Annotated in this window: 27 protein-coding genes; 20 read left to right on the forward strand and 7 right to left on the reverse strand. The window is 61.3% G+C overall.

Annotated elements, in window-relative coordinates; all coding sequences use genetic code 11:
* Positions 1-3: 3 nt before the first annotated feature.
* The 5 genes from rutF to rutA are packed head-to-tail and all read right to left on the reverse strand — an operon-like array spanning position 4 to position 3,535.
* Positions 4-519, reverse strand: coding sequence for an NADH-dependent FMN reductase RutF (gene rutF / locus IFT57_RS17365; protein WP_122795430.1), 516 nt, complete (start codon positions 517-519; stop codon positions 4-6).
* On the reverse strand, positions 516-1,298 hold the full coding sequence (gene rutD, locus IFT57_RS17370) for a pyrimidine utilization protein D (protein WP_192152161.1): 783 nt from the start codon (positions 1,296-1,298) through the stop codon (positions 516-518). Before rutD ends, rutF begins: the two co-directional genes overlap by 4 nt.
* Positions 1,299-1,318: 20 nt before the next feature.
* Positions 1,319-1,702 carry a pyrimidine utilization protein C gene (gene rutC, locus IFT57_RS17375; protein WP_122475450.1) on the reverse strand — a complete coding sequence of 128 codons (384 nt, stop codon included), beginning with the start codon at positions 1,700-1,702 and terminating at the stop codon, positions 1,319-1,321.
* 10 nt (positions 1,703-1,712) lie between these two features.
* Complete coding sequence (gene rutB, locus IFT57_RS17380; protein WP_185795166.1) at positions 1,713-2,453, reverse strand: pyrimidine utilization protein B; 741 nt, start codon at positions 2,451-2,453, stop codon at positions 1,713-1,715.
* The gene (gene rutA, locus IFT57_RS17385) at positions 2,453-3,535 is read right to left on the reverse strand and encodes a pyrimidine utilization protein A (protein ID WP_192152162.1); all 1,083 of its coding nucleotides are present in this window, start codon (positions 3,533-3,535) and stop codon (positions 2,453-2,455) included. The genes rutB and rutA overlap by 1 nt, the downstream gene beginning before the upstream one ends.
* 280 nt (positions 3,536-3,815) lie before the next feature.
* Here rutA and rutR point away from each other — a divergent pair, with 280 nt between their 5' ends.
* The 7 genes from rutR to IFT57_RS17420 all read left to right on the forward strand — a co-directional run bounded on the left by rutR (position 3,816) and on the right by IFT57_RS17420 (position 11,143).
* On the forward strand, positions 3,816-4,538 hold the full coding sequence (gene rutR, locus IFT57_RS17390) for an HTH-type transcriptional regulator RutR (RefSeq protein WP_192152163.1): 723 nt from the start codon (positions 3,816-3,818) through the stop codon (positions 4,536-4,538).
* Positions 4,539-4,750: 212 nt separating this feature from the next.
* Positions 4,751-5,842: a BMP family ABC transporter substrate-binding protein gene (locus tag IFT57_RS17395; protein ID WP_122795435.1), complete on the forward strand. Its 1,092-nt coding sequence runs from the start codon at positions 4,751-4,753 to the stop codon at positions 5,840-5,842.
* Complete coding sequence (locus IFT57_RS17400; protein WP_192152164.1) at positions 5,839-7,353, forward strand: ABC transporter ATP-binding protein; 1,515 nt, start codon at positions 5,839-5,841, stop codon at positions 7,351-7,353. The genes IFT57_RS17395 and IFT57_RS17400 overlap by 4 nt, the downstream gene beginning before the upstream one ends.
* Positions 7,346-8,458: an ABC transporter permease gene (locus tag IFT57_RS17405; protein WP_192152165.1), complete on the forward strand. Its 1,113-nt coding sequence runs from the start codon at positions 7,346-7,348 to the stop codon at positions 8,456-8,458. The genes IFT57_RS17400 and IFT57_RS17405 overlap by 8 nt, the downstream gene beginning before the upstream one ends.
* On the forward strand, positions 8,458-9,384 hold the full coding sequence (locus tag IFT57_RS17410; RefSeq protein WP_192152166.1) for an ABC transporter permease: 927 nt from the start codon (positions 8,458-8,460) through the stop codon (positions 9,382-9,384). The genes IFT57_RS17405 and IFT57_RS17410 overlap by 1 nt, the downstream gene beginning before the upstream one ends.
* Positions 9,385-9,412: 28 nt before the next feature.
* Positions 9,413-10,171: an SDR family NAD(P)-dependent oxidoreductase gene (locus IFT57_RS17415; protein WP_192152167.1), complete on the forward strand. Its 759-nt coding sequence runs from the start codon at positions 9,413-9,415 to the stop codon at positions 10,169-10,171.
* 180 nt (positions 10,172-10,351) lie between these two features.
* Complete coding sequence (locus tag IFT57_RS17420; RefSeq protein WP_192152168.1) at positions 10,352-11,143, forward strand: outer membrane protein OmpK; 792 nt, start codon at positions 10,352-10,354, stop codon at positions 11,141-11,143.
* 29 nt (positions 11,144-11,172) lie between these two features.
* Here the strand turns inward: IFT57_RS17420 and IFT57_RS17425 are convergent, their stop codons facing one another.
* Positions 11,173-12,063, reverse strand: coding sequence for a LysR family transcriptional regulator (locus IFT57_RS17425; RefSeq protein ID WP_122795441.1), 891 nt, complete (start codon positions 12,061-12,063; stop codon positions 11,173-11,175).
* A 157-nt stretch (positions 12,064-12,220) separates the two neighbouring features.
* Between IFT57_RS17425 and IFT57_RS17430 the strand changes: the two genes are divergently transcribed.
* From IFT57_RS17430 to IFT57_RS17470, 9 genes are all read left to right on the forward strand, one after another.
* Complete coding sequence (locus IFT57_RS17430; protein WP_192152169.1) at positions 12,221-13,303, forward strand: 4-oxalomesaconate tautomerase; 1,083 nt, start codon at positions 12,221-12,223, stop codon at positions 13,301-13,303.
* Between the two features lie 77 nt (positions 13,304-13,380).
* Positions 13,381-14,685, forward strand: coding sequence for a CitMHS family transporter (locus IFT57_RS17435; protein ID WP_043192708.1), 1,305 nt, complete (start codon positions 13,381-13,383; stop codon positions 14,683-14,685).
* Positions 14,686-14,720: 35 nt separating this feature from the next.
* Positions 14,721-15,977 (forward strand): OprD family porin, encoded by a 1,257-nt coding sequence (locus IFT57_RS17440; RefSeq protein WP_192152170.1) that lies wholly within the window; start codon positions 14,721-14,723, stop codon positions 15,975-15,977.
* A gap of 1,173 nt (positions 15,978-17,150) precedes the next feature.
* Positions 17,151-17,489 carry a hypothetical protein gene (locus tag IFT57_RS17445; protein ID WP_192152232.1) on the forward strand — a complete coding sequence of 113 codons (339 nt, stop codon included), beginning with the start codon at positions 17,151-17,153 and terminating at the stop codon, positions 17,487-17,489.
* Between the two features lie 20 nt (positions 17,490-17,509).
* Complete coding sequence (locus tag IFT57_RS17450; protein ID WP_192152171.1) at positions 17,510-17,674, forward strand: rubredoxin; 165 nt, start codon at positions 17,510-17,512, stop codon at positions 17,672-17,674.
* 91 nt (positions 17,675-17,765) lie between these two features.
* Complete coding sequence (locus IFT57_RS17455) at positions 17,766-18,071, forward strand: rhodanese-like domain-containing protein (protein WP_192152172.1); 306 nt, start codon at positions 17,766-17,768, stop codon at positions 18,069-18,071.
* Positions 18,068-19,390 carry an MFS transporter gene (locus IFT57_RS17460; RefSeq protein WP_192152173.1) on the forward strand — a complete coding sequence of 441 codons (1,323 nt, stop codon included), beginning with the start codon at positions 18,068-18,070 and terminating at the stop codon, positions 19,388-19,390. Before IFT57_RS17455 ends, IFT57_RS17460 begins: the two co-directional genes overlap by 4 nt.
* Before the next feature lie 9 nt (positions 19,391-19,399).
* Positions 19,400-19,561, forward strand: coding sequence for a hypothetical protein (locus IFT57_RS17465; RefSeq protein ID WP_192152174.1), 162 nt, complete (start codon positions 19,400-19,402; stop codon positions 19,559-19,561).
* On the forward strand, positions 19,555-19,848 hold the full coding sequence (locus tag IFT57_RS17470; RefSeq protein ID WP_192152175.1) for a hypothetical protein: 294 nt from the start codon (positions 19,555-19,557) through the stop codon (positions 19,846-19,848). Before IFT57_RS17465 ends, IFT57_RS17470 begins: the two co-directional genes overlap by 7 nt.
* A gap of 78 nt (positions 19,849-19,926) precedes the next feature.
* On the opposite strand, the gene hrpB is transcribed toward IFT57_RS17470, so the two are convergent.
* Positions 19,927-22,437, reverse strand: a complete 2,511-nt coding sequence (hrpB, locus tag IFT57_RS17475; protein WP_192152176.1) for an ATP-dependent helicase HrpB — start codon at positions 22,435-22,437, stop codon at positions 19,927-19,929.
* A gap of 211 nt (positions 22,438-22,648) precedes the next feature.
* On the opposite strand from hrpB, the gene IFT57_RS17480 reads away from it, so the two are divergent.
* The 4 genes from IFT57_RS17480 (at position 22,649) to IFT57_RS17495 (ending at position 24,943) form a co-directional block, all read left to right on the forward strand.
* Positions 22,649-22,822 carry a hypothetical protein gene (locus IFT57_RS17480; protein ID WP_192048727.1) on the forward strand — a complete coding sequence of 58 codons (174 nt, stop codon included), beginning with the start codon at positions 22,649-22,651 and terminating at the stop codon, positions 22,820-22,822.
* A 70-nt stretch (positions 22,823-22,892) separates the two neighbouring features.
* Positions 22,893-23,507, forward strand: coding sequence for a hypothetical protein (locus IFT57_RS17485; RefSeq protein ID WP_192152177.1), 615 nt, complete (start codon positions 22,893-22,895; stop codon positions 23,505-23,507).
* A gap of 137 nt (positions 23,508-23,644) precedes the next feature.
* Entirely contained in the window at positions 23,645-24,064 is a 420-nt protein-coding gene (locus IFT57_RS17490; RefSeq protein WP_185795154.1) for a polyribonucleotide nucleotidyltransferase, read from the forward strand.
* Between the two features lie 9 nt (positions 24,065-24,073).
* On the forward strand, positions 24,074-24,943 hold the full coding sequence (locus IFT57_RS17495; RefSeq protein WP_192152178.1) for a cation diffusion facilitator family transporter: 870 nt from the start codon (positions 24,074-24,076) through the stop codon (positions 24,941-24,943).
* The last annotated feature ends 141 nt before the right edge of the window (positions 24,944-25,084 follow it).

Raw genomic sequence — 25,084 nt, forward strand, 5'->3', positions numbered from 1 at the left:
CGTTCAGGCGCTGGCCTGGGTGCCGGCCAGCTCGTGGTAACGGCGAGCGAAGTAGACCAGCACGTCGGCTTCGTTTTGCTGGCGAATATCCAGCACTTCGCACACCAGAATGTCGTGGGTACCGACGCTGGTACTGCTGGTGATCTTGCAGTCGAAAGACAGCTTGGCCCCTTCCAGTATCGGCGCACCGGTGACCCCCTGGCTCCAGCAGCCACCCTCGAAGCGCTGCGCCTGGGGCGTCTTGCCGCCAAAGGCGTTGGACAACGCCTGCTGGCCATTGCCCAACGTATTGACACACACCGTGCCGTTGCCCGTGAACGACTCGTACACCGATGCAGTGCGATTGATGCACACCAGCAGCGTCGGCGGCTGGTCGGTCACGCTGCACACCGCCGTGGCAGTGAAACCCGCGCGCCCATGGGGGCCGTCGGTGGTGATGACGTTGACGGCGGCAGCCAGGCCGGCCATGGCGTCACGAAAGGCTTGACGCTCGACGGGAAGCGAATGAGGCACGGTCATAGTGAAAGTCCTTGAAAGTAGTCCAGCACAGCATGATGGAAGGGTTGCGGATCACTGACGCTTGACGCGTGCCCGCCGTATTCGAGTACCACCAGCGTGGCATTGGGCAACTGCTCGGCCAGGTGCCGGGAACGCTGCCACGGCACCAGCATGTCGTCGCGGTTGGCGATCAGCAGCGTGGGCGTATGAATGCCCTGCAGCCGCGATTCGATGTCGAAGGTTTCCAGCGCGTTGATCCGCCGCAGCAGGTTGTCATGGCTGGGAAAATGGGCCAGAGCATGGGCCTCGTCCTCTGCCAGACGCGCGCCATTGCTGGCGATCCAGTCGGCGGGATAGAGGAACAGCGCCTGCGCCTGTACGTAAGCCTGCGAGCCGCAGTGGCGCAGCAGGTTCTTGCGTACCGCAAAACAACGGGCGCTGTGCGGATTGGGGCTGCTCCAGGCGTTGATCAGCACCAGGCTGCTCAACCGCTCCGGGCACATCGCTGCCAGTTCCAGCCCAACCAGTCCACCCAGAGCATGGCCCATGAAATGGCACTGTTCGATGTCGAGCTCATCGAGCAGTGCCAGCAGCTCTTCGGCCATGTGCGCGATGCAGTAGCCTTCCGGCAGTTGCGCAGGGCTGCGCCCGGTGCCGGCGTGATCATAGGTCACGACGCGAAAATGCTCGCCGAGCACCGCCAGGTCACCGGCCCAGAATCCGCCTGAGCCGCCGAGACCTGAACTCAGCAGCAAAGTAGGCGCGCTGGGGTCCTTTCGACCTTGAATGGAATGATGCATGGAAACCTCCGGGCTGAGCGTCAGCCAACGTGAGCGATGCTGGCGATTTCAATCAGCGCGTCGGGTTTGACCAGACCGCACTGGATGCAATAGCGCGCAGGTTTCTCGCCGGCAAAGTACTCGGCGTACACCTCGTTGACCTTGGGGTAGTCGGCCCAGTCGCGGATCATGATCATGTTGAAGGTCACGTCATCCAGGGTACCGCCGGCGGTTTCCACCACACCCTTGATGGTTTCCAGCACGTGACGGGTCTGCGCTGCCGCGTCACCGACGTGCACCACGTTGTTGTCCTTGTCGAACGGCAGGGTGCCGGACACGTACAGCACGCCATCGGCCAGGGAGCCTGGAACGAACGGCGCCAGGGGCTTGCCGGTGCCTGCAGGGATAATCGATTGCTTGGTCATCTGTGCGTCCTCAGGAGGGCTGCCCGACAGGGGCGAAGGTGGTGCAGAAGTCATCGACGCTGGAGACCCAGCCGAAGAAGGTTTCGATGTTGAACAACGCTGCCTGCTGCGCGAATGCCGGCCCGGCCTGGTGGGTGGCATCGGCCAGCACCACACCGAAATACTCCAGGTGGAAGCCGTCGCGCAGGGTCGACTCGACGCACACGTTGGTGGCAATACCGGTGAACACCAGGTTGCGGATGCCGCGCGCGCGCAGGGTGCTGTCGAACGTGGAGTTGAAGAAGCCGCTGTAACGGGTCTTCGCAACCACGATGTCGCCCGGCTGGGGCTTGAGTTCGTCGACCAGGGCATAGTCCCAACCGCCCTTGGCCAGCAGCTGGCCTTGCAGCTCGGGGCGCTTGCGCATGGTTTTCAGCGCATTGGACTTGTGCCAGTTGGGCGAGCCGGGGCCGCCGGCCTCGACGTAGGCCGGGTCCCAGCCGTTCTGGAAGAAAATCACCGGGATGCCAGCGGCGCGGGCCGCCGAAATGGATCGCTGAATGGCGGCGATCACCGGCCCCGTGCTCGACACATCGAAGCCGGCCAGGTCCAGGTAGCCACCCAGCGTGGCGTAGGCGTTCTGCATGTCGACCACCACCAGCGCGGTTTCACTGGCTTTCATGCGCAGCGCTTCGGGGCGTGCAGGCAGTTCACGGGCGGGGTGCGGGTCCAGCGGCAGGGACACGCCGGAAACGTTCACGGGCGTATTCATCACACGGCCTCCAGGGTGCGCAGCACGTGGCGACGGCTGCTCATCAGCGGCTGTATCTTTTGCCCGAAGTCTTCGATGCCTTGCACGAAATCGTCGAACGTCAGCATCACGCCCTGGGTGCCCGGCACGCTGGCGACTTCGTCGAGCATGCGCGCCACATTGGCCCACGAGCCGACCAGGGTGCCCATGTTGATGTTGACCGCCGAGGTGGGGTCGGCCATCTGCCGCAGGTTCGAGCTGGCACTTTTGTCTGCCGAGCCCTTCTCGCCCAGCCAGGCAATGGCTTCCTGGTCGGCACCGGCCTTGATGTGCTCCCAGCGCGCGCGTGCTGCCTCGTCACTGTCGGCGGCGATGATCATGAACAACACGCAGGAGGTCACATGGCGCCCGGTCTTCTTGTTGGCCTCGACCAGCGCCTGGGCAGTGGGGGCGAACGCGGTCGGGGTATTCACGCCCTTGCCAAAGCAGAAATTGTAGTCGGCGTATTGCGCCGAGAAGGCCATACCGGCTTCGCTCTGGCCGGCGCAGATCAACTTCATGTCGGCCTGCGGACGCGGGCTGACGCGGCAGTCCTGCATGGTGAAGTGTTCACCCTTGAAGTCGCTGCGCCCGGTACTCCACAGGTCGCGCAGTACCTGCGCGTATTCGCCCAGGTACTGGTAACGGGTACCGAAGAAATCGTCACCGGGCCACAGGCCCATCTGCTCGTACTCCGGCTTCTGCCAGCCGGTAACCAGGTTGACGCCGAAGCGGCCATTGGAAATCGAGTCGATGGTTGCCGCCATGCGTGCGGTGATGGCCGGCGGAATGGTCAAGGTGGCGACGGTGGCGAACAACTGGATCTTGCTGGTCACGGCAGCCAGGCCCGCCATCAGCGTGAACGACTCCATGTTGTGTTCCCAGAACTCGGTCTTGCCGCCGAAGCCGCGCAGTTTGATCATCGACAGCGCAAAGTCGAAGCCATAGTGCTCGGCTTTCTGCACGATTTGCTTGTTCAATTCGAAGGTAGGCAAGTACTGCGGCGCGTTTTCGGAAATCAGCCAGCCGTTGTTGCCAATAGGAGTGAAAACACCGATATCCATGTGGGCCCCTCTCAAAGTGATGAACGTTGCGCACCGGACAGGTTGCGCATGAAAGGGTACTTAGCAGGGATCGGGCCATGTTTGATTAAGCTATATCTTTCATTAACTTACGAATAAAATAGGCATTCTTGTGGACCAATTGGTCTGAAGTAGAGCACTTGGTTTGTGCGATTTTCCGGCTGCCGGTGCAAAACGATGCACGACGCTCCCCTGCCTGTATCGTCGGCAGACATTCGCCCGTTATCATGGCCGTCTACATCCAGCTGCAGGTTCCAGTCGCGTGAAAGAACAGCCACCCGTCAACGAGCCCCGTGCCAAGCGCGCGCGCAACGTCAAGCCCAAGCCTGTGGTCAAGGCGACCCGAGAGCCCAGCGCCGCGGCACTCAAGCGCCGGCTGCAACTGATGGAAAGCAAGCGCACCGCGATACTGGGCGCCGCACTGGATGTGTTCTCGCGCTATGGCCTGCACGGCAGCAGTCTCGATCAGGTGGCCACCCGGGCCGATGTGTCCAAGACCAATCTGCTGTACTACTTTTCCAGCAAGGACGACCTTTACCTGAGCGTGCTCAGGCAGTTGCTGGAGGTCTGGCTGAGCCCCCTGCAGTACTTCACTGCCGACAAGAACCCGGTAGAGGCCATCGGTGCCTATATAAAAGCCAAGCTCGAACTTTCCCGTGACCACGCGGCGGAATCGCGTTTGTTCTGCATGGAGATCATGCAGGGCGCCCCGCTGATGCTCAGTGAACTGCAGCAGCCCCTGCGCGAAACCGTCGACACCAAGGTCGCGGTGATCGAGCACTGGATCGCAACGAGCCAACTGGCGCCGGTCAACCCGCACCACTTCATCTTTTCGCTGTGGGCGACCACCCAGCATTACGCCGACTTCCGCACCCAGGTAGAGGCCGTGACCGGCAAGACCCTGCACGATCCGGTGTTCTTCGAAGAGGTCCTGGTGGGGTTGCGCGGGTTGATACTCGATGGCGTGCGACCCAGAGCGAACTGAGCGCCCCGTAATCGTGCCGGGCGCACAAACCAAGTGCTCTACTTCAGACCAACTGCTCTGAATTAAGCTGGATGAATAACTCAAGCAACTGTTAAACAAGCGTTTTTCTGATATGGCACGGATGCTGCTTTCGAGCTTCGGGCGGCCAAGGGCAGATTTCTGGCCATGGCAGCGCCCTGCTGCCCCACGCTCATATTTCAGGAAGGCGCCTCATGCTCAAGACACTGCTGCCAGGAATGTTGCTCGCCGCTTCGGCCTACGGGACAGGGAGTGCGGCGTACGCCGAGGGCCTCACCCTCAAGGGCCCGGCCAAGATCGCCATGGTCTACATCAGCCCGCGCAACGACGGTGGTTGGACCCAGGCCTTCGACGAAGCCCGCATCAAGCTGGAAAAAAGCCTGGATCAGAAAATCCAGTACGTTGAAAGCGTCCCCGAAAACGCTGCGGCGGTCACCCCGGTGGTCGACCGCCTGATCGCTCGCGGCGCCAACATCATCATCGGCACCGCATTCGGTTACTCCGACACCTTCCTGGCGCTGGCGAAGAAGTACCCCGAGGTAGCCTTCCTCAATGGTTCGGGCACCACCAACGCCGCCAATCTCGAATCCTTCTACGGCCGCACCTACGAAAGCCAGTACCTGTGCGGCATGGCGGCTGGGGCAGCGTCGAAATCAGGCAAGCTGGGCTTCGTTGCTGCCAACCCCTTCGGCCAGGTCAACTGGACCATCAACGCGTACGAACTGGGCGCTCAGCAAATCAATCCCGCTGCCACGGTCACTGTCATCTACACCGGTGCGTGGAACGACCCGGTGAAGGAGCGCGCCGCGACCATGGCGCTGATCGACAACGGCATCGACGTGATCGGCCAGCATGTCGACAGCCCTACTCCGCAGATCGTGGCACAAGAGCGCGGTATTCATGGCACCGGTCATCATCGGGATCTGAGCGAGTTCGCGCCCAAAGCCACGGTGTGCTCGTCGATGTGGGTGTGGGATCGTTTCCTTACGCCTGAAATCAAGAAAATCATGGCGGGCAACTGGGTACCCGAGGCCAACGGCGCGTTGCTGTCGATGCAGCAGGGCGGCACCGATATCAGCCTGACCAAGGACGCCGCGATCAGCCCCGAGAACCGGGCGAAGATCGAAGCGGCCCGGGCTGAATTGCTGGCAGGCACGAAAACCCTCTACAAAGGCCCCATGGCCGACCGCGATGGCCAACAGCGGCTTGCTGCGGACCAGGTCATGAGCGATCCGGACCTGTGGAAAATGGACTGGTTCGTCAAAGGCGTGATGACCCAGAAATGAGCCAGGCCAACGCGCTTCAACTCACCGGTATCAGCAAATCGTTCGACGGTTTCAAGGCGCTCAGCGAAGCCGACTTCAGCGCACGCTGGGGCGAGGTGCATGCCCTGCTCGGCGAGAACGGCGCAGGCAAGTCGTCCCTGATGAACATTGCCGCAGGCCTGTACGCACCGGAAACCGGCAGCGTGCTGATCGACGATAACAGCGTGCGGCTGAACAGCCCGAAGGATGCCAGCCGGCACCGCATCGGCATGGTTCACCAGCACTTCAAACTGGTGCGCCCCTTCACCGTGGCGCAGAACATCCTGCTGGCCCTGCCCGAGCAACCGGGCGAAGGCAGCTATCGCAAGCGCCTTGCAGCGCTTGAGCAGACCATCGCCAGCAAGGCCGAGGAACTGGGTTTCGTCCTCGATCCGCGCCAGGTGGTAGAGACCCTGTCGGTGGCCGAGCAGCAGCGCGTGGAAATCCTCAAGGTGCTGCTGGCCGGGGCGCGCATCCTGATTCTCGATGAGCCGACCGCCGTGCTCACCGACCAGGAAGCAGAGCGCTTGTTGAGCACCGTGCAGTCCTTTGCCCGCCAGGGCGCCGCCGTGGTGCTGGTCACGCACAAAATGGCCGATGTGAAACGCTATGCCGACCGGGTCACGGTCATGCGCGGCGGTCGCACGATAAAAACCCTGGACCCGCAGGGCGTCAGCATCGAAGAACTGGTGCGCTTGACGGTGGGCGAGTCGATGCCCCACGGCGCGGCCCTGCCGGCAACGCCTGGCGAGCCGTTGCTGCGGGTCAGGAACCTCACCAGCGTGGCGGGCACCGGCGCGCTGCGAGGCGTCGACCTGACGCTCTGTGCCGGGCAGATCTACGGCATTGCCGGCGTCGGTGGCAATGGCCAGGGCGAGTTGGCCAATGCCCTGATGGGCCTTGAACAGCCCACCGAAGGGGATATCCATCTGCAGCCCTTCGGCGACCTGCGCAACGCCAGCGCCGCACAGCGTCGGGCCCTGCGCATCGCCGCCATCCCTGCCGATCGATACGGCGCCGCGCTGGCCGGCTCGCTCTCGGTAGCGGAAAACTTCGCCATCGGCCAATTGCACGATGGGCGCTACGGCTCCTTCCTGCGCTTGCGCGGCCAACGCCTGCTGGAAGATGCCGCCCAGGCCGTGGCCGATTTCGATGTGCAGGGTGTTCGCTCGCTGCAGCAGAAAGCGGCGCTGCTGTCGGGCGGCAATGCTCAGAAGCTGGTGATCGCGCGCGAGTTCAGCCGTGATCCGCGGCTGATCCTGGTGCATAGCCCCAGCCGTGGTCTTGATGTGCGCGCGAGCCAGGCGGTGCACGCACGCCTGCGCGCCGCGCGTGACGCCGGGGCCGCCGTACTGGTGATCAGTGAAGACCTTGACGAGGTCATGGCCTTGGCCGATCGCATCGGTGTGATGAATGGCGGCCGCATCGTCGCCGAATTCGACTGCCCGGCAGACCGCCAGGCCATTGGCAAAGCGATGGTAAGCCATGACTGAACTCTCCCAACCCCTGATCAAGACGCCACGCCAACCCTTGCTCGGCAGACGCTACACCCTGGAGCTGCGTCAGCAGATGGGCTGGAGCGGCCAGGCCCTGGTGATCGGCCTCGCGGTGATTGTCGGCCTGGCCTTGAGCACGGCCATTCTGGTGGCAGCAGGCGTGCCGGCCGATCAACTGCTGGAAGAGTTCGTCGGGCAGACGCTGCTCGATGCCGGCAACTTCAAGGCCGTGCTGTTCCAGGCGGCGCCGATGATTCTGGTCGGCATGGCCGGTTGTCTGGCGTTTCGCGCGCGCTTCTGGAACCTGGGCCTGGAAGGCCAGATGATCTGGGGTGGCATTGGCGCGGCGGCCGTCTCGATCTTCCAGATCGGCCCCGAAGCATTGCGCCTGCCCTTGATGATGGCAGCGGCCATCGTTTGCGCGATGCTCTGGACCCTGGCCCCGGTTCTGCTGAAGTTGCGCCTGAAGGTCAACGAAGTGATCTCGACCCTGATGCTCAACTACATCGCCGCCAACTTTCTGCTGCACCTGCTCTACGGCAGTTGGAAAGACCCACGCGACAACTTCCCCTACTCACCGGCCTTCCAGCCGTTCGAACGCCTGCCGGACCTGTTCGCCGGCTACAACGTGGCGATCGTCATCGCCCTGGTCATCATGGCCCTGGCCGTGTGGTTCATCAGCGTATCGCGCGCCGGACTGTACCTGCGCTTCGTCGATGCCAACCCCAAGGTTGCCAGCGCGGTCGGCGTCCCCGTACGGCGGATGATCCTCAGCACCGTGTTGCTCTCCGGCGCTCTGGCCGGGGTGGCAGGCTTCATCGTCAGCGCAGGCCAGGAAGGTCGGTTGACCCAGTCGTTCTATCAGGGCTATGGCTTCTCCGGAATCCTCATCGCGTTTCTGGCCCGCAACAACCCGTTCGCGGCCGCCGTGGTCGCGCTCGTGGTGGCGATGCTGTTCGTCGCCGGGCGCAACCTGCAGGTGTTCTACCAGATCCCCTTTTCGATGGTGCAGTTGATCCAGGCCATCCTGGTGATCTGCGTGGCCTCGTCGGACTTCTTCATACGCCACCGTCTGCGGCGCATCCAGGCAGGAGAACAGTGATGGATCTGGTGACTTACTGGCTGAGCAGCGTTCCCGAATTCGCCGTGCCCTTCGCCCTGGCCGCGCTGGGTCTGATCATCATTGAACGTGCCGGCGTGCTGGCCCTGGGCGCCGAAGGCATGATGCTGGTCGGCGCCCTCGCAGGCATCGGCATGCAACTGGCCCTTGGCCTGCCTGGGCTGTCGATGTTGGCGGCCATGGCGGCGGCCAGCGCGGTCTCGTTGCTGTTCGCGCTGATGGTGCTGTTACTGCGCATCAACCAGGTCATCGCCGGCCTGGCCCTGGTGTTTTTCTGCCAGGGCCTGACCGGGCTCCTCGGCACCTTGCTGGGCTGGACCAATCGTCCGGTCAGCGGTTTGCAGGCCGCGGAGCTCTGGCCATTGAGCGAGCTACCCGTGGTCGGCGGCCTGTTCAGGCAGAACCCGATGGTGTTCCTCACCGTGCTGATCTTTGTCGCGGTGGTCTGGTTTCTCAACCGAACGCGCACGGGACTCAAGCTGCGCGCCGTTGGCGAAAACCCCCAGGCCGCCGATGCCGCAGGTCTGCCGGTGCTGCGCTATCGACTGGCGGCAATTCTGGCCGGCAGCGCATTGATGGGCCTGGCGGGCGGCTTCATCGCCGTGCTCAGCACCAAGATGTGGATCGCCGACATGACCGGTGGCCGTGGCTGGATCGCCATCGCTTTGGTGATCTTCGCGCGCTGGTCGCCCTGGCGCGCCTTTGCTGGTGCCCTGCTGTTCGGCGGCATCGAGGCGTTGATTCCGCAACTGGCCGCCGCCGGGGTGCAACTGCCGCAATATTTCATGCTGATGACGCCCTATGCCGTGACTCTGGCGGTCATGGTCTGGGTCGCCGCCAGCAAGCGCGCAGGCGCCAGCCAGCCTGGTGCATTGGGCGAACCCTACGTTCGCGAAGAGCGCCGTTGACCGATTTTTGAGCTGTCGAGGTTTCCACATGAGCGGTACTGTTTTCATCACCGGCGCAACGTCCGGTTTCGGCCGGGCAACGGCCCGTCGTTTTGCGCAGGCAGGCTGGTCGTTGATTCTCACCGGGCGGCGCCTGGAGCGCTTGCATGCCCTGCAGGATGAACTGGGTGCACGCGTGCCCGTGCATGTCGCCGCCATGGATGTGCGCGATGCCGCGGCCGTCGCCGCAGTGGTCACCGGCTTGCCCGAGGCTTTCCAGCGCGTGACGGCGCTGATCAACAATGCCGGCCTGGCCCTGGCGCCCGTGCCGGCGCAGCACGCCAGCCTCGACGACTGGCACACCATGATCGACACCAACGTCACCGGCCTGGTCAACGTTACCCACGCGGTCTTGCCGGCGCTGCTGGAAACCGGCGCCGGCGCGAGCATCATCAACATCGGCTCGATCGCCGGTGCATGCCCCTATCCCGGCAGTCACGTGTATGGCGCGAGCAAGGCCTTCGTCAAACAGTTTTCCTATAACCTGCGCTGCGATTTACTGAGCACGGGCGTACGCGTCACCGACGTGGCCCCCGGCATCGCGGAAACCGAGTTCACACTGGTGCGCACCCAGGGCGACGAGGAGGCTGCAGGCCAGGTGTATCAAGGCACGACCCCACTGACGGCGGATGATATCGCCGAGCAGATTTTCCACGTCGCCACACTGCCCGCCCACATCAATATCAACCGCCTGGAAATGGTCCCCGTGCGCCAGGCCTGGGGACCGTTCGCGATTGACCGCGATTGAACAAGAAGCGTCGTACAACCGGGTTTGGTTTTAAAGACGCCATTGCGCTACACCCCTGCGCCTTGCGCAGGTTCAGCTATCGAACTGCGTGGCCTGCCCACCAATATGGCGCCCGGTCCTGGACATGTGTCGAACGAATACCGGTGCGCTCCAAATAAAACATTGATTGATGGGTAAAACATGAAAAACGCTTGGGGAGCATCACTGTGCATGTTGGGTCTGCTGGGGGCAGGTGCCGCACATGCGCAAGGACCATTGTTGTGGCATGGCGAAAGTGTGTCGTATCTGTACGGCAAGAATTACAATGTCGATCCGGCCATCCAGCAAACCATCACGCTGGAACATGCCAGCGCATGGACGTGGGGCGATCTGTTCGCCTTCGTCGATAACAGTTGGTATAACGGCGCCCGGTCCGGCAACGGCAATTACAGTATGTATGGCGAGTTCAGCCCGCGCTTCAGCGCCGGCAAGCTGCTGGGCCAGGACCTGTCGTTCGGGCCGGTGAAAGACATATTGCTCGCCACCACCTACGAGTTCGGCGATGACGACGTCGACGCCTACCTGATAGGTCCGGGCTTCGATCTGGCCATTCCCGGCTTCGACTATTTCCAGCTGAATTTCTACTACCGCAAACCCGACGGCAACCGCGTGCCTTCCGGTGCCTGGCAGATTACTCCTGCCTGGTCCTACACCCTGCCGCTGGGCAACTCGAACCTGTTGATCGACGGTTTCATCGACTGGGTGGTGAACAACAAGAGCGGCCATGGCAACAACCAGTCCGACTACCACGCCAACCTGCACTTCAACCCGCAGATCAAGTATGACTTGGGTAAAAGCCTGGGCTATGAAGCCAAGCATCTGTATGTGGGTGTGGAATACGATTACTGGTCCGACAAATATGGCATCAAGGATGACGGCTCTTTCACCACGGACCAGAACACGGCCAGTTTGTTGGTGAAGTATCAGTTCTAGCTCTGTCGGGGCTGCCCATGCCGAGGTGTTTATTGCGGCCACTGCTCCAGCAAGATCGCAACGAACTTCTCGGCGGCGGGCGACAGCGAGCTGCCCCGTCGCGTGACCAGGCCCAGGGTTCGGTCCACGACCGGTTCGATCAGCGGTACGCTCACCAGGGTGGGATGCTCCCCGGCCGGCATGGCCAGGCTGGGCATCACTGAAATACCCAAGCCGGCCTCCACCAAGCCCAGCGACGTGGACAGATGCTGCACCTCGTAGAACCACTTCAAGCGCCAGGGCAAGCCTGCCAGGGCGTTGTCGAGCAGCATGCGATTGCCGCTCAGCCTGCCGACCCCGATCAGTTGATGGCCCGCCAGTTCGGTCCACTTCACCGACTTGCGACTCGCCAGCTCATGATCGCGCCGGCAGGCAAGCACGAACGGCTCCTTGACCAGGGCATGGAACTCGATGTCCGGATGCTGGCCGCTCATCATGTTGATACCAAAATCCGCTTCGCCACGCAGAACGGCCTCCAGCCCCTCGTTGGCACTGAGGTCCAGAAGCCTGATGCGAATCTGCGGGTATTGCTGGTTGTAGATACGAATGACCGACGGCAGGAAATAGAACGCCGCCGTGGGAATGCACGCCAATGTCACCTGCCCTACCTGCCGCTCGGCCAACTCCTTGATGTTGAGAATGGAGTCTTCGAAGTCGTCGAGCAGGCGTCGCGCCTTGGGCAGGAAATCGCGACCGACGCTGGTCAGGCTGACCCGCCGAGTCGTGCGATCGAGCAAGGCCGTTCCCAGCCCCTCTTCCAGCTTCTTGATACGCCGGGTCAGTGCCGGCTGTGAAATATGCAGGTGATCCGCAGCCTCGTGAAAACTGCCAACTTCGGCGATTTTCACGAACGATCGTATATCGACCAGCTCATATTGCATGAATTTCGCTCTCCCATGCCGGAACGCTCCAGCCACTTCTTTATTTCGTTTGATGGAATAATCACTACGATCTTTGCATTGGATCTAGCAATTCAAGCTGTGTAAATCTTCACTCCAATACATCAATGACGTCCATTGATTACCAGAGTCGTGACTTATGCAACTGATTCCTTGCGTACTGATGCGTGGCGGGACCTCCAAAGGACCAGTGTTTCTGGCCTCCGATTTACCGGCAAGATCGGCCGAGCGCGATGAGATGCTGCTGGATGCAATGGGCTCCGGGCACGAGCTGGAGATCGATGGCATTGGCGGCGGCAGCCCGCAGACCAGCAAGGTGGCAATCGTGTCTCGCTCCGATCACCCGGACGCGGACGTGGACTACCTGTTCGTCCAGGTGATGGTTTCGCAACGACGCGTGGACACCGCGCCCAACTGCGGCAACATGCTCTGCGCAGTCGGCCCGTTCGCCATCGATCAGGGCCTTGTACAGGCACAGTCGGGGGTGACTCAGGTGCGCATCCGCAACCTCAATACCGGCACGTTCATCTGCGCCGATGTGTGCACGCCCGACGGCAAGGTCACCTACGAAGGCGATACCGCGATCGACGGCGTACCCGGCACTGCCGCCCCTGTGGGGCTGACCTTTCTCGACGCAGCGGGCAGCAAGACTGGCAAGCTGTTTCCCACCGGAGCCACCGTGGACTGGCTGGGCGATGTCCCCGTGACCTGCATCGACATGGCCATGCCGATGATGCTCGTCGAAGCGACACAGCTGGGCAAGACCGGCAATGAAAGCCCGGCCGAACTCGACGCCGACCCCAAATTCCTTCGCACCCTCGAAGCGTTGCGCCTGCGCGCCGGCCTGTTGATGGGCCTGGGCGATGTAACCGACAAGGTCATCCCCAAGCCTGTGCTGGTAGCCCCGCCCCAGGCCGGCGGCACGCTGCAAGTACGCTACTTCATGCCGCATAATTGCCACAAGGCACTGGCGATTACCGGCTCGATCGGATTGGCAACCGCCTGTGTCACCGACGGGACCGTGCTGGAGCGGATGCTGGGCCAGCGCCACCAGAAGCGCCTGACCACGGTGAAGATCGAACACCCCAGCGGCGCCATCGAAGTCAGCCTGTCCTACGTCGGCCACGACGCCGGTACCGTTCGAGCCTCGGTCGTGAGAACGGCCCGTCGATTGTTCTCAGGCAATGTCCACGTGCCAACGACACACCGATTGGCCGGTTGAGGCCACATCCGCTCTACCCTGAGTGACCCGCTTTCGCATCAGCGCAACTCCCCAAATAACTACAAGAGATAACTCATATGCTGGCGCTGTTAGGCTTAGCCATGGTGGTCGTGTTCACCTACCTGATCATGTCCAAACGCTTGTCCCCCATCGTCGCACTGACCGTGGTGCCGATCGTGTTCGCCATCATCGGCGGATTCGGCGGCACCACCGGCAAGATGATCCTCGATGGCCTGAAAGTGGTCGCCCCGTCCGCTGCACTGCTGCTGTTCGCCATCCTGTTCTTCGGTCTGATGATCGACTCCGGCCTGTTCGACCCCTTGATCCGCAAGATCCTCAAGAAGGTCAACGGCGATCCGGTGAAGATCGCCATCGGCACCGCGCTGTTGTCGCTGACCGTGGCACTGGACGGCGACGGCACCACCACCTACATGATCACCTGCGCAGCCATGCTGCCGCTGTACAAGCGCATCGGCATGAACCCGATGGTCCTGGCCACCGTGGCCATGCTGGCGCTGGGCATCATGAGCGGCATGTCGCCCTGGGGCGGCCCCGCCACCCGTGCCATTGCCGTATTGGGCATCGACGCGAGCGAGTATTTCATTCCGCTGTTGCCGACGATGGCGGGCGGCGCCGCCTGGGTGGTGTTCACCGCGTACCTGCTGGGCAGGGCCGAACGCAAACGCATCGGCAGCGTGCACCTGCAGAGTGGTGGCGGCGAGTGCTACATCGAGGCCATTCTGGGCGATACACCTTACAAGCGGCCGAAATTGGTCTGGGTCAACCTGCTGCTGGTGATCGGCGTGATGGTGGCGCTGGTCATGGGCCTGGCGCACTCGGCGGTGCTGTTCCTGATCGGCTTCGTGCTGGCGCTGATGATCAACTACCCGCAGCTGGACATCCAGAAGGAGCGCATTCTCGCCCATTCCGGCAACGCCATGACGGTGGTGCTGCTGGTCTTCGCGGCGGGCGTATTCGCTGGCATCTTCAGCGGCACCAAGATGGTCGACGCCTTGGCACAGTCGCTGGTCGACATGATTCCGCCTTCCTGGGGCCACCTGTTCCCCCTGGTGGTTGCGGTGACCAGCATGCCGTTGACCTTCGTGCTGTCCAACGACGCCTATTACTTCGGTGTGGTGCCGATCCTGGCCAACGCTGCGGCCGCCTATGGCATCTCCCCCGTGGAAATCGCCCGCGCCTCCATCCTCGGCCAGCCCGTGCACTTGATGAGCCCGCTGGTGGCGTCGACGTTATTGCTGGTCGGCATGGTCGACCGCGACATCGGCGACTTTCAGAAGGCAACCGTCAAATGGGCGGTACTGACCTCCCTGGTGGTGACCGCCCTGGCCCTGCTGACCGGTGCAATCAGCCTGTTCGCATAACCCCCCGCTACCCATAACAAGAAGAGAGTTCACCCATGCGTACAACCCTGATCGGCGGGTTCGCTTTGCCGTGCCTGAGCGTTTTGTTGCAAGGCTCGGCGACCGCCCAAGGTTTCATCGAAGACAGCACCTTGAAACTGCAACTTCGCAACGTGTACTTCAACGAAAACTTCCGCGATGAAAACGGCCTGAGCCCGCGCGCCGCCGCCACTGCCAAAAGCGAGCGCACCGAGTGGGCACAGGGCGCGCTGCTGGACTTCCAGTCCGGCTACACGCAAGGAACGTTCGGCCTGGGGTTCGATGCCCTCGGCCTGTTGGGCATGAAGCTCGACTCTGGCCGTGGCCGCAGCGGTACCGGGCTGCTGCCCGTGCACGGTGACGGTCGCGCAGCCGATGAGTCGACCAGCCTGGGCCTCACTGCCAAGGCGCGCTTCGCGCACACCGTGGTCAAGCATGGCACCCTGCTGCCCAAGACACCGGTGCTGGTCTACAACGACGCACGCCTGGTGCCGCAGACCTACCAAGGCACCCAGCTCGTCAGCAAAGACTTCGATGACTGGCTGCTCACCGCCGGCCAACTCGATCAGTTCAAGCTGCGTGACTCCACCGACAGCCGCTCGATCATCCCCGACGGCTATTCCGGCAGGGAGGGTGGCGATTTCACCTATGCCGGCGCCGACTACACCGTGAACAAGCAGCTGCGACTCAGCTACTTTCGCGGCCAGCTCGATGACTTCTACAGCCAGGACTTCTTCGGCCTGCTGCACACCCTGCCAGTGGGCCCCGGCACATTGACCACCGACCTGCGGTATTTCCTCAGCCGGGATGAAGGCAACCACTATTCCGGACAGATCGACAATGGCATGTTCAGCGGTCAGCTGAGCTTCGCGATTGCAGGCCACACCGTTGCCGCCGGCTACCAGCAGATCCACGGCGACGGCGGCCTGCCCTACATCAACGGCGCTACCGTGTACTCGTTCAGCAACGTCGGCATCGGCAAATTCATTGAGGAAGATGAAAAGGCCTGGCTCGCCAGTTACGGCTACGACTTCAAGAACCTGGGTTTCCCCGGCCTGAGCTTCATGACCCGCTACATCAGCGGCTCGGACGGCAAGTCGGGCCCTGCCGGCGTGAACGAGTGGGAGCGCGACATCGAACTGGCCTACGTGGTACCGACCGGCACCTTGAAGGGCCTGGGGGTTAAGCTGCGCAACTACGTCTATCGCTCCGACACCGCGCGCGGGCGCGACAGCAATCGGCTGTACCTGACGTATGACATTGCGCTGTGGTAGGTGGGGTTTACTTGCGGGGTTTGATGCGCGCCGTGGGTTCGGCTACCAGTGGGTTATCCGGCCAATAATGCTTGCTATTAGTTATGTTCCCTCCATCGTAGCTGTAGCACTCGGCTTGCTTTGGTAAAGTCCACGGCATGACTTTTCACGGCCCCGACCAGGTATCTCAGCAATCGCGCAGTTCGCGCAGGTCGCGCAGGTCGCGCACAAGATCGCTTGGGAATGGGGCCTGCCGACAGCGCGAAACGCTAACCCACTATCTCGCGCATCAACCTATATACCTTGAATCGCCCGATCTGCATGGCGTCCCTTTTCCATCATCGGCAAGATGCTCCAGCTGCCCGCTGCGCTTCGGCCTTGGGTAAACAGCACGTTCACGCGGCTACGCAAAACGACTCGTCCGGCATCCGGATACCGACGTTTTCGGCAGTACGCCTAGTAGCGAGATCGGGTGATCTCAAGTACCGAGCATAATAGATCAGCAGACTCTGGAGCCCGCAGTTGATCGAGTAACGCGAACGCTCCTATTCCTCAATCGACTCCAATGCGCAACGCTGAACGCACCGTGCATCAATGTCATCCGCGAGCTGACACATTTAGAGACATATACCCGCTGTTTGGCGATCCGTACCGAAGACAAAGTGACGCGCTGAGCATAAACGACTTGCACGGCCTAGAAAAACAACGACTTAGATAAAATTAGCCTATTAAGCTAACGCCGTTTTTGGATAGATCGACAGCGAGAAAAGATACAGATACGCTCTAAAAGTCAGTACAGTTTTTCATTCCAACTCGCCACCCTTCAAGGCGCAATCAATCATCACTTGACTTCTTCTAACCCTATATTAACCTCGAGCTGCAATATCACAGTGGTATCTATTGAACACGAGGGAATGGATTTAAGTTTTGGATCAAGAATCTTATTGCTGACGAAGCCGTACACTTTGGCAATGCTATTAAGATCCTGAAAACCTATTACCCTCACAGGCTACACGAGGCTGAAAAGGTACTTAGAACGATCGCAAACTTCGAAGGCGGAGATTATAAAAACACCTTCTTGTTCGATCACGACGGACCACATTTCTTGCTAGATAATCATGAGGTCGGCGATGTAGTGATACGAGAGATCCTGCAAATACTAGATAAGAGGTCTTAGTGAAAAAAGAATACTACATGCTTTTCGCGCTAGCTTTTATGGTGTTCGGGGAGATTTTGACGATCTACAGTGAAGTATATGCTGCCAAGCTACCTGGAAAGCTTCTGGAAACGCCGGGTATGTTTATCAAGCCCATACTCCTGATATGTATTGCAGGAGTCAGTTTGGTATTTGCCTATTGGCTGGGCTATCAAGCTTCTGGCAATATTTGGGTTGTCACTGTAGCGTCACTGACTCTATTGCTTATCTTAGAACCTATCGTTATCTACGCCATGCTGCAGGAGTTACCAAAGAAAGGTGCAGTGATAGGTTTCATATTAGGCGCTGCCGGATTGATTTCGACTGTAATTTTATAATGATAGATAAGGATTGAGGTATGGCTTCGGAAAATGACATTAAGACCTGCACTGTTTGTGGTTACGAATACGACCCATCCAAGGGCGATCCGGCTAATGGTGTACCCCCAGGCACGCACTGGGACGATGTGAGCGACTCATGGCTATGTCCAGACTGCCAAATGCCAAAAAGCGACTTCGAATAATCACGCTCTAAATTAAAAGTCCCGCTTCGGCGAGACTTTTCGTACGCGCTGTTTATGTACAGCCAATAGTTAACACAGGTCTTACGAGAGAGTGACTGCTTTGTGGAGCGAACCTGCGCTGCAATTGATTGATGTGCGGGACGGGCACGATCATCTGACGCTGTTGTTGGGCGGGATCAACATTCCCTTGAGGGAGTTGCCACAACGCCTGGCCGAGACAGTGGCTGGCGTCGAGACTGTGGTCTACTGCAAAAGTGGCGTGCGCAGCTTGAAAGCCTTGCATGCAATTAGCGCTGCCGTCGGCGAGGGCCGCTGCCGCAGTTTGACCGGTGGAATAGACGCCTACGTTGCAGCCGGCTGCCTGGAGCGCCTGCGCTGCGCTGAGGTCGGGCAATGAGTAATCCTTCCCTCGGTGGGCTGGGACGGGATTTCTACCTGATCCAACTAGCAGCGTTCTTGAACGCGGTGGGAACGCGTTGTGGTCAATTCGCAATCGCTTGGTGGGTGCTGGGGAAAACCGCAGACCCCGTTGCCTTTGCAGGCTATGTCGCGGTGGCCACCCTGGCGGATGTGCTGGCACGAGCGGTGTTCGGCTGGCTGGGGGATCAGTATGACAGGCACCGCCTGCTGGTGGGCTGCTACGTCATCAGCGCAACAATGACCCTAGTACTGGCCGGCCTAAGCACCCTGGATCTTTACCTTCCCTGGGTGATCGGGGGCTGTCTGGCGATTTCGGGGGTAACCATTGGCATTCGCGACCCTGTCCAGATGAGCTTGACACCTACACTGGTTGCCGCGCACAGGATCAGCGATGCGGTGCGCCTCAGAAGCATCGTCGGTTCATCATCTGCGCTGATGGGGCCTCTGGCTGCGGGCATTTTATTAGGCCCGCTGGGGGTGTTGGGAACTCTCTGGCTCAACTCCTTGGCAGTCATGGTGGCGTTAGCACTGATAGTGCTAGTCAGGGCGCCCGCTGCCAGCCACAGCCCTGGCACCACTCGGCAGATGTCCTATCTGGCGAGTTGGTACACACGCACCCGTGAAGGTTTCACCGCGCTCTATCGGGTCAAGCCTGAATGGAACCTGAGCCTACTGGCGTTCATCGTCAACTTCTCGCTGTACCCGCTCTTCGCGGTGCTGTTCCCTGTGCTGATCAATCGCTATTTCCCCCAAGACTTATGGTTGATCGCCGTCACCGAGGGCGCCTTCGCGTTGGGCCTACTGGCCGGTAGCCTGTTCCTAGTGAAACGCGCCAATGAGCGTTGTGGCCGGCCCTATGTAGTATTTGGCGGTTTCCTGCTGGTTGGGCTGGCCATGCTTGGTTGTGGGCTTTTCAGCCAATTCTTCCATGTCGAGCCCGGTTGGTTCGCCGGAGTAACTGTGCCCTTGCTGTTTATCGCAGGCATCGGCCTGGTCATGGTGACCGTAAACACCTCGACCGTGCGAATGCTGGCTACCCCCGACAATTACCGCAACCGGATCGGGTCTGCGACCTCGTTTGTTTCCAGCATGGTCATCCCCTTCGGGGCTCTGGTCGGTGGGGCTTTTTCTGAAACGCTAGGCGTGGGCTACGCCATGGCAGCCTTGGGTTTGCTCATTGTCTTGGCATCCCTGCCATGCATGTTCAGTGGGGTACTGGTGCGTGTCCTGAGCATGGACGATGAACAGATCAAGAATATCTACAAGGATCTTTACCCTGATGCTTTCCCGGATTGAAGGTGAATCATGATTACTGCCACGACCGGAATTATTCGTGACCGCACACTGGGGCAACCCGGCAGTGCCGAGTACTGGCAGCGGGTGATCCGCGCAAGGGCTGACAGCCCCTTGTACATGCTAGCGCTGGACAAAGAGCCAGAGTTGCTGTTTGCGGTGGCGCGATGTTGAGTGTGCAGCATCTACAGGAAGTGCGTACGCTTATCACCGTGTTGCAGGGCGAGGCGCCCATAACTCTGGCTGAAGCAATGCCGGAGCAGGCCGACTATGAGCAAGTACACGCAGTAGTGCGCTGGTTGTATGAGCAAGCCGCGATCGACGTCTTTACCTCAGCGTGTGCTGGCATAGCGGCCAAGGCTGCTATGCCTCGGGCATCAGATGTGGCCTTGGGCTACGGCATAGGTGACGGCTTGAACTCGATTGCAGGCGCCAATCTTTTTTGGATATTGCGCAGGTGAAAGTTTACCGCATCGGCAGTCACATTTAATATGCGGCCAATCTCGTCTGAGAGACGCCCGCGACATTCTCATCCCCTATCAGGATTTCCTAGGCTTCACTCGAGCGGTAGCCTCGGCCACCAACGGATCCTCCGGCCAATAATGCTTGGGATACCGCCCCTTCAAATCCTTCTTCACTTCCTCGTAGGTGTTGGCCCAGAAACTGGCCAGGTCCTGGGTCACCTGCACCGGCCGCCGCGCCGGTGACAGCAGGTGCAGTTTCACCGCCTGCCGTCCACCGGCGATGCGCGGTGTTTCCGCCAGGCCGAACAGCTCCTGCAGGCGCACCGCGAGGATCGGCGGTTGCTCGCTGTAGTCCAGGCGTACCGACGACCCTGACGGCACGCCGATGTGGGTTGGCGCCAGCTCGTCGAGTTTCTGTGGCAGCGGCCAGGGCAAGCTGTTGCGCAGGATGGAGGACAGGTCGAGCTGGCCGAAATGGCTCAGGCGTGTGACCTTGCCCAGGTACGGCTGCAGCCAGTGTTCCAGCTGCTTCAGCAACGCCGCGTCGCTGACGTCCGGCCAGGGGTTCTGGGTGTCCAGCGCGCGCAGCAGCGCGACCCGCGCCTGCCACTGGCGCAGTTCTGGGGTCCAGGGCAGCAGCTCCAGGCCCTTGCGCCGCACCAGGCCGAGCAGCGCGGTGGCGCGGGCGTCGGCGTCCAGCCCTGGCAGCGGTTCGCGGCTGAGGATCAGTTCACCGACCTTGCGCTGGCGTTCGGCGCGCAGGACGCCCTCGCGCTCGTCCCAGTCCAGGTGATCGACGCGGCTGACCTGTTCGGCCAGCACCGTATCGAACAACCCGGGATCGAACTCGGCAGCCAGGTAGATGCGTTCCTCACGCTGCCCCTGACGACTGCCCAGGTCGGCGATGACGATCCAGGCCTGTTTCATCAAGCCGTCCACCTCGCCGAACAAGGCAGCGCGGCCGTTGGCAAGGCGGTACTCGGCGCCGCCTTCGCGACGCTGCTGCGCCACGCGATCCGGGTAGGCCAGGGCCAGCAGGCAGCCCAGCCAGCGCGGGTGCGCAGGGTTCTCGACCGGCGTCGCCGGCCTGCCACGCAAGTAGCCGCGGTACTGCCGGGACAACTGCCGTATGCGTTGCACGGCGCCGTGGCTCTGGCGCTGGGCCTTCTGCTCGCCGGACAGCAACACGAGGCGGCTGTGCAGGTCGGCACCGGCACCGCGCAAAATGTCGCGTTCACCTAACAATGCTGCCACATCGCAGGCCATGTCGCCGAGGCCCAAGGCATGGCCGCGCAACAACAGATGAGCGATGCGCGGGTGCGCCGGCAGCTGCGCCATGGCTTGGCCATGGGGGCTGAGACGGCCGTCGGGCAGGCGTGCGCCGAGGCGCAGCAACAGGTCCTGCGCCTGCGCATACGCCGCGCTGGGCGGCTGGTCCAGCCAGGTCAATTGAGCCGGCTCGACACCCCAGCGTGACAATTGCAGGGCCAGGCTGGCGAGGTCTGCCTGGAGGATTTCCGGGCTGCCGTAGGCCGCCAACTGGGCGTGCTGGTCTTCGGACCACAACCGATAACACACGCCCGGCTCCAGACGCCCTGCCCGTCCGGCCCGCTGGGTGGCGCTGGCGCGGGAGATGCGCTGGGTGTCCAGGCGGGTCATGCCGCTGCCGGGGTCGAAACACGGCACCCTCGCCAGGCCGGCGTCGATGACTACGCGCACACCGTCGATGGTCAGGCTGGTTTCGGCAATGTTGGTCGCCAGCACGACCTTGCGCTTGCCGGCGGGCGCAGGCTCGATGGCGGCGCGCTGGGCATTGAGATCCAGCTCGCCATGCAGCGGGCACAGCAGCACATTCACATTGCCAGCCAGGGCTTCGGCCAACTGCTGATGCACGCGGCGGATCTCGGCCTGGCCCGGCAGGAACACCAGCAGGCTGCCAGTCTGTTCATCGAGGGCATCGAGGCAGGTCTGCACCACTCGTGGCTCGATGAACTCACCCGGCTGCCACGGCCGCCCCCAGCGCACGTCCACCGGGTACATCCGGCCCTCGCTGCGCAGTACCGGGGCATCGTCGAGCAACGCGGACAGGCGCTCGCCTTCCAGGGTGGCGGACATCAGCAGGATCTTCAGCGGCGGTTCGTCGCGCAGCAGCTCCCGGCCGTTGAGGCTCAAGGCCAGCGCGAGGTCGGCATCCAGACTGCGTTCGTGATACTCATCGAAGATCACCAGCCCCACCCCGTCCAGGGCCGGATCATCCTGCAGGCGCCGGGTAAGAATACCCTCGGTCACGACCTCGATACGGGTGTTCGGACCTACCTTGCTGTCCAGCCGAATGCGGTAGCCGACCGTCTCGCCAACCCGCTCGCCCAACTCGCTGGCCAGCCGCTCCGCCGCCGCCCGCGCGGCCAGGCGCCGCGGTTCGAGCATGAGAATGGTCTGCCCGGCCAGCCAAGGCTCGTGCAGCAGCGCCAAAGGCACGCGAGTGGTCTTGCCCGCGCCGGGCGGGGCTTCGAGCACCGCTTCATGGCGCTCGGCCAGGGCTTGGCGCAGGGCAGGCAGGACGGCGTCGATGGGTAGCGAGGTCATGAAGGCTCCAGGTCGGGCGCGAAGTATAACGCCGGTCCGAGGTGCAGGCGCCGCGCACGTATGGATAGCACTCCAAGGTCAGCGAACTGACCTTCGAGGAACACTGTCTTTCCCCTAGGCATCACCGTTTGTTTGCAACATTGCGGCTTATTTCCGGGACGGTGCAGCATTGAGGTGCGTTGTATACTGAACTCAGTGAACGGAGGGCTTCATGAGCAATCTATTGAAAATGATCGGCAAAAAAGATGACTTCGCCTCCAAGGTGTTGAGTCGTTACAGCGCAAAGAAGGCTGTTGGCTCGTTTGCGCGTGATCTCTTTCGCTCCGAGGATGCTGATTCCATCAACGCGCGCTTTGCAAGAGCCAAGCAATCGGCCTCTCGGTAACATGTGGAAAAAGCGCCTTAATCGCCACTCCTTTAAACCATCCAGCAAGCAATCCGCTCCCGCGTCCAAAGTGGCTTCCCCTGCGGAGATCGAATACAACGTCGTTTACCAGCAGCTGGTCAACGATGATAACGACGTTGTAGGCCAGCTTGCCTATTGTCTTTATAAGCAGAGCAAACAGCAGTACCTCCAAGAGTTCGAGCGCTTGAACCAGCGACGTCCGACGGACTTGGAGCTGCGAAACCATGTGGTCTGCGCCGAGTTACCTGCCTTGGGAATGTACCGCGAAAAGTCTACTCGCGTAGTTTCAGAACTGCTGGCACAGGCTGCCGAAGAAAAACAAGAAGAACTGGAAGAACGTTTCAAAAATCGACTTTGGAAGTTCATTGCAAAACATCAGCACGAGACGCTTGGCGAGCGGTTCTGGCATAGGGTAAAGGTACTGACGTTTGGTGGCGCAGGCGGTGTAATCGGCAATTTCTTCACCACGTTAGCCGTACTGCTTATCCTGTTCTTCGCGGCATCGAGCGGTGAGCGAGATGAGTTCTCTAGAAGTGCCAAGGAGCGATTCGTTTCCGGGCTGGCCGAGGTTATCGGCGTCGGGGTACGTATAGACAGGCCTGAGTCAGCAGGCACTCCTGCCTCAGCGGCAACCGTGCTACCTGCACCTGCGCAATCAAAATAATTCGGGTCCGGTGGGCAGCAGCCAGGCGCGTATAGATATGACGCCAAGGTCAGCGAACCGACCTTCAGGTAACAAGGTCCATCTACTCGGCTTGACCATTTGCTTGTATCGTTGCGGCCTATTTTGCGGAGATTGCCATGCGTATTCCTTCACGTTTGATCGGCGGCGCCGTTGTCGCTGCCTTGGTAACCCAACTGACCGCCTGCGGCACCCTGTTCTGGCCGGATCGGCGCGGGCAGATCGAAGGGCGTATCGACCCGGTCGTGGCGGCGCTGGACGCCATCGGTATCCTCTTCTATGTGCTGCCGGGGCTGATAGCCTTCGGTGTGGACTTCGCCACCGGCGCGATCTACCTCAACGACGGCAAGACCGCACAGGTAGCGCCGGAAAAGCTGCAGCATGCGATTGGTCGCGACGGCAAGGTCGATAACCTGAAGCTGCAGGCCATTCTGGAAACCGAGCTGGGCCGCAGCCTGCCGCTCGACGATCCGCGCCTGATCCAGCACACCGGCAGCGTCGAACAACTGGCTATGTATGGCTTGAAGCCGGTTATCTAAGGATTTTTAATGGCAACCAGCAAGGAACACGCACGTCTGCTGCGGCTGGCGACAAGGGCGTCGCTCGCGGTCGCCAGCATTCTCATCGTGGCCAAGGCCGTTGCCTGGTGGCTCAGTGGTTCGGTGAGTCTGCTGGCGGGGCTCACCGATTCGGTGCTCGATGGCGCGGCATCGTTTCTCAACCTGCTGGCGGTGCACTACGCGCTGCGTCCGGCCGATGACGATCATCGGTATGGACACGGCAAGGCCGAGGCTCTGGCGGGGATGGCCCAGGCGCTGTTCATCGGTTCGAGTGCGGTGCTGATCGGTTACCAGGCTTGGAAGCAGGTGCAGGACCCGCAGCCGCTGGGCGCGGCTGGTGTAGGCATCGCGGTGATGATTCTTTCTTTGGCGTTGACCGTGGCGCTGCTGACCCTGCAATACAAGGTCATCCGCGAAACCGGTTCGACAGCCGTGCGGGCGGACTCGCTGCACTACCGCTCTGATCTGCTGCTCAATGGCAGCATTTTGGTAGCGCTGGTTCTGGCGAGTTACGGCTGGCCTCAGCTGGATGCTTTCTTCGGCTGCGGTATTGCGCTGTACATTTTGTGGAGCGCGGTGCAGATCGCCCGCGAAAGCACGGCAATCCTGATGGACAAGGAGCTGCCGGTGGATGTCAGTGAACAGATGCTGGCGCTGGCGTGCAATGTGCCGGGCGTGCTCGGGGCCCATGATTTGCGCACGCGCATGTCGGGCAATCATTGGTTCGTGCAGTTGCATCTGGAGTTGCCAGGGCAGCTGTCGCTGGCCGAGGCCCATGGCATTTGCGAGGGCGTGGAAACAGCCATCGAAAGCCAGTATCCACGTGCCGAAGTCCTGGTTCACGCCGACCCCATTTGAGTTGAATGCGGTCAGCCAGGGAAAACGCAATGTTCGCCGACGCGGCTTGCGCCGCTGCTACAGGGGATCTGGGCGCCACGTAAACGCATGCCGCGCGCCGACAGAACGCGGCCCCATGTAGCAGCGGCGCAAGCCGCGTCG

Source organism: Pseudomonas sp. CFBP 13719, from assembly GCF_014842095.1.
In the GTDB taxonomy this organism is placed as follows: Bacteria; Pseudomonadota; Gammaproteobacteria; order Pseudomonadales; family Pseudomonadaceae; genus Aquipseudomonas.